Here is a 12,468-nt window from a genome sequence, read left to right as displayed (position 1 = left end):
CTACGCGATCGGCTTGCCCTCGCTGCTCGCCCAGGTGGGCATCAGTTCGTTCGAGGGGAGCGTTTTGTCGAGAAGTTTCTCAGCCTGTGCGATCCCGGCAACGGGAAGCCCGGTCGGATCGAGCAGCCCGATCTGCACCAGTACACCCGCCTGATCCCAGTAGATGTGCTCGTTGTACAGCTTGTCTCCGCGCAGGGTGACGACAGCAACCAACGGAATTTCGACGTATCGTCCGGTCGGCGCGACACCGGGGAGCATCCAGTCGATCTCGCGGTCGTGCGTGAAGCAGAACAGCTGCTCTTCGACGATCCGATCGGCTCCGACGGTGCGAGAAATCGGAATCGTCCTGGTGTCGTCAGGGTTGTTGTGCACGAAATGGTGGGCGTAGAAACGCGCGAGGTCGTTCTGTCCGACGCCACCGGTCAGCGTCGGAACGTGGTTGACATAGGGTTCGTCAACCATCGTGGCCATGGTCGCCGGGACATCGCGGGCCTCGAACTCGTAATAGATGTGCCGGTCCCAGAGTGCGGACAGATCGTGTCGGGGTCCGATAGTGGCACGCAGAACCTCGAGGGTGCGCGAGTAGGCGAGTCCCGCGGAAAGGGGTTCGTAAACCTCGCGGCCGTGGGTAGCGAAGGCATGATCGACGCCGGCGTAGTCGTAGATACGCACCCGGTCGTTGTCGTCGAACGCCTTCCGGATGGAATTGCGGGCATCCTCGGGGCAGTAGGAGTCGTGTTCAGCCAGGTGGAAGACCATGGGAACGGTCAGCTCGGTCGCTTCATCGAGGTGGTCGTGGACACCGACACCGTAATAGCTGATGGCGCAGTCGACGTCGAGCCGGACGGCGGACAGGTAGGCAAGCAGCCCGCCGAGGCAGTATCCGATGAGTCCGATGCCGCCGGCGTGATTGTTCAGGCCACGCAGCGCCGTGACGGTGTCGCCGATGTCCGTGACGGCCAGATCTTCGTCGAGTTCGTCCCGCAACTCGAGCCCCCGGGTGAATCCGGCCTGATCGTAACCGAGTTCCTGACGAGCGCCTGAGCGCCAGAAGAGATCCGGGACAAGTACCACGTACCCTTCCTCTGCGTAGCGGTCGGCCATGTCCCGCATGTAGTCATTGATCCCGAAGATTTCCTGCAGAAGAATCAGTCCCGGGCCGGAGCCCCGTGCCGGTTCGGCAAGATACGCGGCGAACGACTCACCGGAGCCCTTGCTGATATCGATGTACTTACCCATTGATTCGTGTCGCTTTCGGTAGAGAAGCGGCGGCGCAGCCGCGGTCAGAAGTCGGGATGCTTGGTCACCAAGCGGTAGGACCCCGAGTGGAAGACCAGAGGCTCTCCGGGGTCCGCATCGTATTGTTCGATCTCACCGAGGAAGATGATGTGGTCGCCGGCCTCTACTCGCTGGACCGTCCGGCACTGGAAATGCGCGATGGCGTCATCGATCAGGGGAACGCCGGCAATTCCTTCGGTGGTCGCCACACCGGCGAACTTGTCCTCGGCCGGCGTCGAGAATTGCCGGGACAGATCGTGTTGGTTTGCCGCGAGGACGTTGACAGTGAAATGCGTGGCCGCCGTGAGGTCGGGGAGGCTCGGCGCCTTGCTCGCCGGACACCACGACACCAGGGGCGGATCCATCGACACCGAGGTGAACGAGTTCGCCGTGACACCGACCTTCCGACCGTCCGGGGCCCGCGCGGTAATCACCGTTACCCCCGTGGCGTACTGGCCGAGAGCACGCCGTAGGTCACGGGGATCGAACTGAGCCTGCTCGGCGGCCCGCGCGGTCTCGATCACACGCTGCGCCTCGGCGGCGTCGAACCACCAGTTGTGCACGGTACGTGGATCATCGAAGCCTGCGGCGATGGCCGACGCCAGGGTCGGCGAGTCCTGCGCCGCCGCGAACAACCCGAGGACCGGGTCGGACGGTCCACGAAGCAGGCTGTTGGTCCACGACACGGCCCATTGCGCCCAGCCGCGCCAGAACTTGTCGAACGTGCGTTGCATCCACTGCGCGTCGAACGGTTGATCGCCGCGGTCCACGATCGCATCGAGGTACACAGCGACCGCGTGGGCAGCGTTGTTGCTGCCCTGACCGGTGAGTGGATCATTGAGGACAACAGCGTCAGCCATGCCGAGTACGACGTTGCCCGAGGCAAGTTCGGCCACCGGGCGCCGGACCGTCGGCGTCAGGCGGCCGCGCAATACTCCGGCCTCGTCGGTCAGGGCGATGTCTCCGATCCTGGCGAATTCCGCGGGGAAGTGCTCTGCCAGCACCTCCTTGGCGCGCTCGAGGTGCGCCTGCGGAGTGTGGACATCGTCCCAGCAATCCATCGGTCCACCCGGGACGCCTTCGAACACCATCACATGACAGGGTCCGGAGGTGGTCAGAGCTGGGAGAACGAAGTACTCCCCGACCCCGGGGACGATGTTCAGTGAGAGATCGGCGCCGACGGGGTGTTCGGCAAGGCCGCTCACGTACGCCAGTGACAATGCCCGCTGCGGCCGGTTGTACGGCGATTTCACCGAATCCGGAGGGAACAGCCGTCCGAGGTCGCCCTTGCCGCTCGAGATGATGACCAGGTCGTGGCTCTGGGCAAGATTCTCGATGTCCCCGGGGCTCGCCGCCTTGATGATCAGATCGCCACCGAGTTCTACGAACTCGTCGACCCAATCCGCACACTTGACGCGTTGATCGACCGACTGCGCGAAACCGATCAAGGGTGTCGTTACCGTGATCTCGTTGCTGTCGTGGGTTTTCGAGACAGTGAGCGCCATCGTGTCGATGTGCGGGCACTGCTCCTCCCAGCGGTCGAGCCCGAGATCCCGCTCGATCTGCAGTGCCGAGTCGAACATGCACTGGCTGGACATGACGGGACCGATCCGGACCTCGTCAGGCGTTCGGTCGGTCACCAGGGTGACGCGGAAGTCACGTGTGAGTAAGGCGAGCGCCAGTAGCGCCCCGGACTGTCCGGCTCCGACGATAGCAATGCTGCGCATGACTGACGGCTTCCAATCGTTGATTCGGGCGAATGCTAGTTCGCGACGTCGGTGAGGTACTGGGCGGCGGCTTCGGGTGTCATGAACCAGTGGAAGAAGTCGCGCGGATCGTCGAATCCGTTGGCAAACCGGCGAGCGATTCGTGGCTCGGTGGCAGCGGCGCTGAGCAGTGTCAGCACATGCTCCGGCGGCGGGCTGAGTAGGGCATTCGTCCACGAAGCCACGTATTGTGCGTAATCCCAATACCGTTCGAAGGTGTTGGTCATGAAGGCGGCGTCGAAGGGCCGGTCGCCCTGCTCGATGATGCTGGCAAGGTAGGAGGCCGCGCACTTGCTCGCGTTGTTCGAGCCCTGGCCGGTGAGCGGATCGTTGAGGACCACCACGTCGGCAAGCCCGAGGATATTCGCGCCCGAAGGTAAGACGCCGATCGGCTTGCGAACCGTGGGTGGGAATCGACCCGCGAGGATCCCGTTGTCATCGGTGAGGGTGATGTCGGTGCAGCGCTCGGCCTCCCAGGGGACGAACGTCTCGACCACCCACTTGGACTTTGCCAGATGCTCCTCGGGAGTCGTCACATCCGCCCAGCAGTCCATCGGTCCACCCGGGATGCCCTCCATCACCATGATTTCGCACGGTCCACTGGTGGTGAGCGCAGGGAAGGCGAAATACTCACCGACACCCGGAATCATGTTGAACGTCACCGCGGAATGTTCCTCCCGCGGCACCATTCCGTTGACGTAAGTCAGCGCGAGGGCACGCTGCGGGCGGTCGAAGACCGACCGTGTGGCGTCCCGCTCAAACATCTTCGCGATCTCGCCCTTGCCTGCGGCGAGGATCACCAGATCGGAGTCGGCAGCGAACTCTTCGAGGTCACCGATCCCGGCATCCTGGATCACCAGCTTGCCGCCGCGTAATTCGAATTCCTCGAGCCACTTGGGCATCTTCACGCGCTGATCGACCGACTGGGCGGGGAGGTCGAGGCGCGACGCCCAGGAGAAGGCCGGGTTTCCGTTGTCGGCGACGGTGAACGAGATGCCCTCGACCGATGGGCATTCATCGCTCCAGAGGTCCAGTCCGACGGCGCGCTCCCGTGCGAGGGCCCCGCCGAACATGCACTGGCTGGACATGACCTTGCCCTCACGGATCTGCTCCGGAGTTCGGTTGGAGACGACGGTCACGTCGTATCCGGCGTCGACGAGACCGATGGCGAGCTGGAGTCCTGCTTGTCCGGCTCCAACGATGGTGATCTTGCGCATGAGGAGAGGATCCTTTGGTCGAAGTTATTGGGCGAGTAGCGGGATTGCCGGGGAGGACTGTTCAGGCCCCATCGCGGAATAGCCTCCGTCGATGGCCCAGTCGGCTCCGGTGACGAATGCGGCGCGCGGTGAACACAGGTAAGCGATGACGTCGCCGACCTCGGTGGGCTCTCCGACTCGACCGGCGAGGTGGAACTTTCCGGCCACCCGATCGGTCTTGGCGCGGTCCGATCCCGAGAGCTCGTCCATCACCTTCGACCAGATCCAGCCCGGGCTCACCGAGTTGACGCGGATGTTGTCCCCTGCGAGGTCCATCGCCATGTTTCGTGTCATTTGCACCACGGCGGCCTTGGAGACGGGGTACAGCCATCTCCCGGTCTGCGCTACCTTCGACGAGATGGAACCGAAATTCACGATGGCACCACCGCCCTGCGCGGCCATGTGCGGGCGCACCGCCTTGGCGAATATGGCAGCGCTCACGACGTTCACATCGAGAGCGGTGGTCCACTGTGCCCGGCTGGACTCGGCGCCGTCGTCGATATAGGTGCACGCCAGGTTCACCAGAAAGTTGATGGAGCCGAAAGTGTCGAGGGTGGTAGCCACGCAGGCCTCGATCGCCCGGTCGTCGGTGATGTCGGTCTCGCTGAACAGAGCGTTCTTCTTGCCGTCGACAGCGGTCTTGCCACCGTCCCGGTCGATGTCGGCGACAACGACGTTGACACCACTCTCGTGCAGAGAGTCGACGACGCCGCGCCCGATCTTGGTGGCGCCGCCGGTGATGATGGCCGTCTTGCCGTCGATCCCGAGATAGTCGCTCATGGTCTAGATCTCCTGACTTCGCTCACTATGTGATCTGCAACACTAGGAACATTTCCGGTGATGATCTATCCGCTGAACGCGTCGACTGTGCAGATTGCGCTCACTTTGATCACGCCGAGTTTTTCGCCGGCAATGCCGGATTCGGGCGCGGCTAGCGCGTGGCCCGTCGGAACTCCCGCAGCCGGTAGCGCTGGATCTTGCCGTTCGGGGTGCGCGGTAAATGGGCGAGGAAATCGATACTGCGAGGGTACTTGTACGGTGCCAGCTGATTTCTGACGAAGTCCTGGAGTTCGCGGACCTTGGCGTCGCTGCCCACGGTGTCCGAGATCAGTACGACTGCCGCGTGGACGATCATTCCCCGATCGGGGTCGGGCAGACCCACGACCGCGCATTCCTTCACGTCGGGGTGCCGGCCCAGCGCTTCTTCGACCTCCGGGCCGGCGATGTTGTAGCCGGACGAGACGATCATGTCGTCACTACGTGCCTGGTACCAGAAGTAGCCGTCGGAGTCGCGAATATACGTATCGCCGGTGATGTTCCATCCGTTCTGCACGTACTGGTGTTGGCGGTCGTCGGCAAGATATCGGCAACCGGTCGGGCCGGTCACCGCCAAACGTCCCGGTGTGCCGTCGGGAACGGGCTGTCCATCATCGTCGAGTACCGCTGCGGTATAACCCGGTACAGCCTTCCCAGTGGCCCCGGGTCGGATGTCGTCGTCACCGGCCGCGATGAAGACATGCAGCATTTCGGTGGCACCGATGCCGTTGATGATGCGAATTCCGGTCTCCTCGTGGAACTCTTCCCACACCGCTGCCGGCAGATGCTCGCCCGCAGACACGCAGCGACGAACCGAGGCGAGACTCTGCGCCTTGTTCTCGCGGAGAATTGCCCGGTACGCGGTGGGGGCGGTGAACAACACCGACACTGCGTGTTCTCGTACCGCCTCGGCCAGCTCACTCGGAGTTGCCTTCTCGAGTAGTAACGTCGCGGCGCCCACCCGCAACGGGAAGGCCACCAGACCGCACAGCCCGAAGGTGAACGCCAGCGGCGGCGTTCCCGTGAAGACATCCGAGGAAGTCGGCCGGAGTACCCGTGCCGAGAAGGTGTCCGCAACGGCAAGGATGTCGCGGTGGAAGTGCATCGTCGCTTTCGGAGTACCGGTGGTTCCGGATGTGGTGGCCAGCAGAACGACATCGTCGGCCGCGGTGGCGACGTTGGTGAAGCGCCCGGATTTGGCGGCGGTGCGGGCGATGAGGTCGGTGGGTTCGTTACTTCCGTAGAACAGGGCGCCGATCTGGCCGGTCTCGATCAGGTCGGCGGCGAACCGGTGATCACACAGCGCGAGCGAGGGTGTGGTGAGGTCGATAATTTTGCTCAGTTCACCGCTGCGGAGCAGCGGCATGGTCGTTACGGCAACGCCGCCTGCCTTCACCACCCCGAACCAGCAAGCCACCAACCAGGGATTGTTCGGCCCGCGGAGCAATACGCGGTTGCCCGGTACCAGCCCGAAGTCTTCGGTGAGTATCTGGGCGATCTGGTTGGCGCGGCGCAAAAGCTGCCCGTAGGTCCAGCTTTCGGACGGCGAGAGCAGCGCTGGGCGATCTCCGCCCAAGGCGGTGACCTGGTCGTCGAGAAGTGAAGATGCGCAGTTCAGGCGGTCCGGGTACCGCAACTCCGGGAGGGTGAATTCGAATTTCGGCCACAAATTTTTCGGAGGGAGGTTGTCGCGGCAGAACGAGTCCAAGTGCGCCGACGGAGACAGCGTCATAGATGGCCTTCCCACTATAGATATGGACGTCACAAGCGTATGCACTATTCATTACGCTCGTCAACGGTACGAAATATTACCAGGACCACATGCTGACCACCCGATGCTTCGTGGCCGCGACAATGGTTATGGTGTATCCATGACGACGGAGAGCTTCGCCGACGACTTGGCCATCGAACGATCGAACGAGCTGCAACCGCGCGAATTGATCGTGACGATCTTCGGGCTCTACGCGCGGGCCGAGTCGAACTGGTTGTCGGTGGCCTCCGTGGTCCGGCTGATGTCCCATCTCGGTGTGGACGGAGCCGCGGTTCGCTCGTCGATTTCACGGCTCAAGCGACGCGAAACGTTGGAAGCCCATCGTCACGACGGCGCCGCGGGCTATTCGCTGTCCAAGCAGACTTTGGATGCACTCGCCGAGGGCGATGTCAGGATCTTCGATCGCAAGCGCGCCGAGATCGAAGACGGCTGGTTGATGGTGGTCTTCTCCATCCCCGAATCAGAACGGGACAAGCGGCACATTCTCCGAACGTTCCTGACCCGTCTCGGCTTCGGCACCACCGCGCCGGGGGTGTGGATCGCACCGGGAAGCCTGGTGCGCGAGACCAGGGAAACGCTGGAACGGCGAGGACTCAGCGAATACGTCGACATGTACAGCGCGGAACACCTCGGCTTCGGCGATCTCCGCACGAAGGTACGCACCTGGTGGGATCTCGACGCACTCACTACCCTCTATGCCGCATTTCTCGACAAGTACCGTCCGGTCCTCGAACGGTCGAGCGCCGGAACACTCACCCCGCGAGACGCGTTCGCCGAATATGTGCCCATGCTCACCGAGTGGCGGCGACTGCCCTACCTCGATCCCGGCCTCCCCCTTCCCCTCCTTCCACCGGGATGGAACGGTGTCACGGCCGGCCGGCTCTTCGACGAACTGAACGACGCCCTCAGCGGACCGGCCAGAGAACACGCAATGCGGGTCATCCACCAGTCCTGACCGCTACCCGCGGCCGGAAGCCGTGGCCTCCAGTTGCTGGACGAGGCTGTCCCCCAGCTTCATAGTCGCCAGCTTGGCGTCCAGTCGGGCTCCGTCCTCGTCGGCGAGCGCGGACTCACGGAGCTCTGCCAGCGAAGTGACCGCTCCGGGTGAGCCGACCAATGCGTGGGCCGCTGACATCAGCTTGCCGAAGCTGTCGCCGCCGTGCTCATACGTGGCGCCGTAACCCTTGAGGACACGCTGGCATTCGACGATCTCACGTCCGAGGTCGGCATCGATTGCTGCAGCGTTGAGGGCGTGGGCGATCCATTCCTCGATCGCCGCCTGCTCCCGAACGAACCGCAGTGACCGCGGGCGGAGGGGTCGCAACCGCGCCATGGTGCTCAACATCGTGTAACCGTGCACCGAACTCGTGTTCAGGATCATCCCCTTGTGGGTGATCGCGCCCACCAATAGCTGGAACCACTTCGAACGGTGCATGCGGGCCCCCAGCCGGGAGGGCATCGTGTCGGTGATCTCGTCGATCTGCGGATGGAGGTATTCACGAACCTGCATCAGCTGGTTCGGCTCGGCCCGCGCCTCGGTGCGGATCCGCTCCATCCGCGCCTGCCGAGTCTTCTGCAGCGCGACCTGAATCGTGTCTTGGTAACACATCCACAACCCGATGTGCCGGGCCGCTTCGGTGGTCAGCCGAGCCGCTCCGGCTGAGTCCGGATCAACCTCGGCAAAGCGCATGACCCGGGACAGATAGCGCTCGGCGTAGTCCAGATTCTGGTACACCGCGGTGCGGACCAGTCCGTGCAGAATCATCGACCGCGCCGCCAGAGGGAGATCCAGCACTCGCGCGGCGAGCGGCCGCAGGGCCGGCCCGACCAGGGCGAAGGGATCTGTCGCCGCGACCGCTCTGCGCCGCGCCTCTTCCTCCGCTTTGCGATCCTCCGGGGTCACCGGTCGCGGTCCGATCGAGATGGGAACCGGATTCGACTTCCGTGCGGGGCGTGGCTTCTGCTGCTGCGCCGCAGCGTCGAAGCCCGCGGAGAAGGCCTTCAGCGAGGATTCGACGCCCTTTCCGAAGGCGTGGATCGGCGCCTCGAACTGGCCCCTGGTGAACGGAAGGGTTCCGGAGCCGGCGAGCGCGCCGAACAGTGCGGCGCTGATGACGCTGCGACTCTGTTCTGCCATCGCCATGAAGTCGGCGGCGATCAGCCGCTTCGAGGCCCGCTGGGCCGCCGCGACGAGTTCGGAGCTGTCGGCGCGACCGTCACCGAGGGCCATCTTTTCGTCGATGGAGTACACGCGATTGGTGGAGGTGATCAAGGTCGTTCGATCGGGTGTGACGAACCCACGCTGGACGGCCCGCCCGCATTCCATCAGCTCCGAGGCGATCAGGACATCCACCTCGCCGGGACTCGGAAACACGCTGAGCACCGGTTCGATTCGGGCGTCAGCTGCCGACGACGGATTCGGCTCGTCGCCAGGCGGGAAGATCTCGACGTAATAGACCGTCGCCCCGGTGCGCTGGGCGACACCGGCGACGGACGTGTTCTGCGCGTAGTGGCCGGCGTTCTCGGCGACGGCGACGATCCAGTCGGCGAGCACGCCGCCGCCTTCGCCGCCCAGGGCGACGATCGCCAGAGTGATCGGACGTTGACCGTTGTACCAGTTGGACATCAGGCTGCCTCGAATTGTGCGGCGCGGCGTTCGATGCCGCGGGATGCGATCTTGATCCACCACGAGCGGACGTTCGCAAGGAGCTGTTCGCGTCGGGTGGGGTTGTCGATGACGTCGGTGCGGTAGAAGGACGGGCAGAGCACCGCGGCGTGAGCATTTTCCCCGCACACTCCACAGCCGACGCAGCTGTCGAGGACCTCGGCGATCGGGTCGGTGCGCATCGGATCCGGGTTGGGTGCGATCGTCAACGACGGGCAGCCGGAAATCCGGATGCAGGCGTGGTCGCCGGTGCAGGTGTCGGGGTCGACCCCGAACCGCTCGCGCACCACCCGCTTACCGGCAGCCAGTGCTGCGCTTCGGTCGCGCTTGACGCGGCGCTGGGCATTGAGTTGGCACTCGCTCTGCATGACGAGCACCTTGGGCCCGGACTCCTCTGTGGTGAGGGCCTCGACGAAAGTGTCACGAACCTTGCTGACGTCGTAGGTGTTCTTGATCGTGCGTGCCCATTTCACGCCGATACCGCGGACGGCCTTCTCGATCGGGTGCTGGGTGGACCGGGTGGGGAGGTCGGCCTGGGATGACAGCACATCCTGCCCACCGGTCGCCGCGGCGTAGGCGTTATCGACGATGAGGTGGACCTGATCGCTCTTGTTGAAGACGGCGTTGCCGATGCCGCTGGTGAGGCCGTTGTGCCAGAAACCGCCGTCACCCATGATCGCGATGCTGCGCCGGTCGGTGTCCTTGGAACTCAAGGCGGAGGCACCGGCTGATCCGAGGCCGTATCCCATCGTCGTGGCTCCGAGGTCGAATGGTGCGTTGACGGCGAAGAGGTGGCAGCCGATGTCGGCGCTGACGTGGTGTTTGCCGGTCTCCCGCTCGGCGAGTTTGAGGCCGCTGAAGATCGGGCGTTCGGGGCATCCGGTGCACAGTCCCGGCGGCCGCGGTGAGATGACCTCGGACGAGACGCGGGGAGCGGTGGGGCTCGTCGGGTCGTCGGGATCACGCAGCAGGGCGGGCTGGTGCGCGACGACGTCCGGGAGGTATCGCTGGAGGAACTCGTTGACGCCGCGGGTGACGACCGTCGAGGTGTATTCGCCGGCGAGCGTCAGCATGTCCTTGCCGTGCAGTGCGGTGGCAATGTTGGCCCGGCGCAGGATCGCGTTGAGGTTCTGCTCGATGTAGTCGGGCTGGCCCTCCTCCAGGAGGAGGACGGCGCGTTTACCCTGGCAGAACTCGATGATCTCGTCGTCGACCACCGGGTAGGTGACGTTCATGACGTACGTCGGCACCTGGGTGCGCCCGAACGCGTCGGAGCAGCCGAGCAGCTCCATCGACCGGTTCAGCGTGTTGTAGAGACCGCCCTGCACGATGATGCCGATGTCGGCTTTGTCGTCCCCGAAGACCTCGTTGAGACCGCGGTCCTTGATGAACGTGACCGCCGCCGGCCACCGGTCGTGAATCTTCTCCTTCTCGTGCAGGAAGCTGGCCGGCGGTAGCACGATCCGGTCGATGTCGCGCAGCGGATTGTCGAGCGCATCGCTGACTGTCATGGGTGGACGCTTGTTGTCCTTGGCGTCGAACGCCCCGTGCAAGTGGCAGGAGCGGAGCCGCAGGTCGAGCATCACCGGGGTGTTGCTCGCCTCGGACAGCTCGAAGCCGACCTCGACCGCGTCGACGATCGCCGAGACGTTGGGCCGGGGATCGAGCAACCACATCTGCGACTTCATCGCGAAGGCGTGGGAACGCTCCTGCATGATGCTCGAGCCCTCGCCGTAGTCCTCGCCGAGGATGACGAGCGCGCCGCCGGTGACGCCGCCGCTGGCCAGGTTCGCCAGCGCGTCCGAGGCGACATTCAGGCCGACCGTGGACTTGAAGGTCACCGCACCGCGGAGCGGGTAGTGAACGGATGCCGCCAGCATCGCGGCCGCGGTCGCCTCCGAGGCGCTGTTCTCGAAATAGACCCCGAGCTCGTCGAGGATCTCGTGGGCGTCACCGAGGACATCCATCAGGTGCGAGATCGGTGCACCCTGGTAGCCGCCGACATAGGCCACACCGGATTGCAGCAGTGCCTTGGTGACGGCGAGGATGCCTTCGACGTGCAGGGTGGTGCCGGCGCCGTTGCGGAGTTGTTCGACTTCGGCGGCGAAAGAACGTTCGGCCATTTCTGACTCTTCCTTACTTCTCGACCAGTGCGACCACGCGGGCCGGACTGCCTGATCCGCCGACGATGGGCAGTGGCAGGACCGCGAGCGCGAATCCGGTCGGCGGCAGGCGATCGAGGTTCTGCAGCTGGGTCAGTCCCAGCTTGCCCGCGCCGAGCATGTGGTGGTGGCAGGGGAACGTCGGATCCAGTGCGGCAGCCTGACCGGCGTCGGTGCCGACGGTTTCCACACCCACCCCGACCAGGTCGGTTTCCTCGGCGAGCCAGCGTGCACACTCGGCCGTGAAACCTGGTGTATGCGAACCTGACTCGTCGACGTTGAGGAAGTCGTCGCTGTTCTCCGATCGACTCGACCACCCGGTGCGGTAGAGGAGCCAACCACCGGAGGGGAGGGCACCGTGCGTGCGTTGCCACTGCTCGATGTCGGCGATATCGAGGAGGAAGTCCGGGTTCTCGGCGACCCGGTCGGTGACATCGAGTACGACGGCCGGTGTGATCAGCGAGCGCAACGGCACCTGTGACACATCCAGCCCGTCCTTGCCGGTGATCCAGTGGTTCGGCGCATCGACATGGGTGCCGGTGTGTTCGCCGGTATGGATGTTGTTCCAGTACCAGCCCGGTCCCTCCTCGTCGTAGCGGCTGATCAACTCCAGGCGAAACGGCAGGGTGTTCTTGAACGGTTCCGGCAAACGCAGCACCGGGGTCTTGTCCGTCAGTGGTGCGGTGAGGTCGATGAGCTCGATGCGTTCTCCGGCGATGGACGCGAGCAGGTCGGTGATTACTGACATGTCAAC

Annotated in this window: 9 protein-coding genes; 1 reads left to right on the top strand and 8 read right to left on the bottom strand. The window is 64.3% G+C overall.

The window, feature by feature from the left end:
* The 5 genes from HYG77_RS21145 to HYG77_RS21125 form a co-directional block, all read right to left on the bottom strand.
* Complete coding sequence (locus tag HYG77_RS21145; protein ID WP_208960485.1) at positions 1-1,239, bottom strand: dienelactone hydrolase family protein; 1,239 nt, start codon at positions 1,237-1,239, stop codon at positions 1-3.
* A 44-nt stretch (positions 1,240-1,283) separates the two neighbouring features.
* Positions 1,284-3,005 (bottom strand): flavin reductase, encoded by a 1,722-nt coding sequence (locus tag HYG77_RS21140; protein ID WP_208960484.1) that lies wholly within the window; start codon positions 3,003-3,005, stop codon positions 1,284-1,286.
* A 35-nt stretch (positions 3,006-3,040) separates the two neighbouring features.
* Complete coding sequence (locus HYG77_RS21135) at positions 3,041-4,261, bottom strand: styrene monooxygenase/indole monooxygenase family protein (RefSeq protein WP_208960483.1); 1,221 nt, start codon at positions 4,259-4,261, stop codon at positions 3,041-3,043.
* Between the two features lie 24 nt (positions 4,262-4,285).
* Entirely contained in the window at positions 4,286-5,080 is a 795-nt protein-coding gene (locus HYG77_RS21130) for an SDR family oxidoreductase (protein WP_208960482.1), read from the bottom strand.
* Between the two features lie 151 nt (positions 5,081-5,231).
* Entirely contained in the window at positions 5,232-6,848 is a 1,617-nt protein-coding gene (locus HYG77_RS21125; RefSeq protein ID WP_208960481.1) for an AMP-binding protein, read from the bottom strand.
* Positions 6,849-6,987: 139 nt separating this feature from the next.
* Here HYG77_RS21125 and HYG77_RS21120 point away from each other — a divergent pair, with 139 nt between their 5' ends.
* Positions 6,988-7,842, top strand: coding sequence for a PaaX family transcriptional regulator C-terminal domain-containing protein (locus tag HYG77_RS21120; protein WP_208960480.1), 855 nt, complete (start codon positions 6,988-6,990; stop codon positions 7,840-7,842).
* 3 nt (positions 7,843-7,845) lie between these two features.
* On the opposite strand, the gene HYG77_RS21115 is transcribed toward HYG77_RS21120, so the two are convergent.
* Genes HYG77_RS21115 through HYG77_RS21105 form a run of 3 tightly spaced genes read right to left on the bottom strand, consistent with a single transcriptional unit; the run spans position 7,846 to position 12,462 of the window.
* The gene (locus HYG77_RS21115) at positions 7,846-9,513 is read right to left on the bottom strand and encodes an indolepyruvate oxidoreductase subunit beta family protein (protein WP_244372992.1); all 1,668 of its coding nucleotides are present in this window, start codon (positions 9,511-9,513) and stop codon (positions 7,846-7,848) included.
* Entirely contained in the window at positions 9,513-11,675 is a 2,163-nt protein-coding gene (locus HYG77_RS21110; protein ID WP_208960479.1) for an indolepyruvate ferredoxin oxidoreductase subunit alpha, read from the bottom strand. Before HYG77_RS21110 ends, HYG77_RS21115 begins: the two co-directional genes overlap by 1 nt.
* A 13-nt stretch (positions 11,676-11,688) precedes the next feature.
* A complete protein-coding gene (locus HYG77_RS21105; RefSeq protein ID WP_208960478.1) occupies positions 11,689-12,462 on the bottom strand; it encodes a cyclase family protein in 774 nt (257 codons plus the stop codon).
* Positions 12,463-12,468 lie beyond the last annotated feature (6 nt).

This window comes from Rhodococcus sp. ZPP, from assembly GCF_017656075.1.
GTDB lineage: Bacteria > Actinomycetota > Actinomycetes > Mycobacteriales > Mycobacteriaceae > Rhodococcus_F > Rhodococcus_F oxybenzonivorans.
Note: the sequence above shows the minus strand (reverse complement) of the source record. Positions and strands in the feature narration are given on the sequence as shown.

Coding starts and splice junctions, on each gene's coding strand:
- HYG77_RS21145 (WP_208960485.1), bottom strand. CDS start 1,239: ATGGGTAAGTACATCGATATCAGCAAGGGCTCCGGTGAGTCGTTCGCC.
- HYG77_RS21140 (WP_208960484.1), bottom strand. CDS start 3,005: ATGCGCAGCATTGCTATCGTCGGAGCCGGACAGTCCGGGGCGCTACTG.
- HYG77_RS21135 (WP_208960483.1), bottom strand. CDS start 4,261: ATGCGCAAGATCACCATCGTTGGAGCCGGACAAGCAGGACTCCAGCTC.
- HYG77_RS21130 (WP_208960482.1), bottom strand. CDS start 5,080: ATGAGCGACTATCTCGGGATCGACGGCAAGACGGCCATCATCACCGGC.
- HYG77_RS21125 (WP_208960481.1), bottom strand. CDS start 6,848: ATGACGCTGTCTCCGTCGGCGCACTTGGACTCGTTCTGCCGCGACAAC.
- HYG77_RS21120 (WP_208960480.1), top strand. CDS start 6,988: ATGACGACGGAGAGCTTCGCCGACGACTTGGCCATCGAACGATCGAAC.
- HYG77_RS21115 (WP_244372992.1), bottom strand. CDS start 9,513: ATGTCCAACTGGTACAACGGTCAACGTCCGATCACTCTGGCGATCGTC.
- HYG77_RS21110 (WP_208960479.1), bottom strand. CDS start 11,675: ATGGCCGAACGTTCTTTCGCCGCCGAAGTCGAACAACTCCGCAACGGC.
- HYG77_RS21105 (WP_208960478.1), bottom strand. CDS start 12,462: ATGTCAGTAATCACCGACCTGCTCGCGTCCATCGCCGGAGAACGCATC.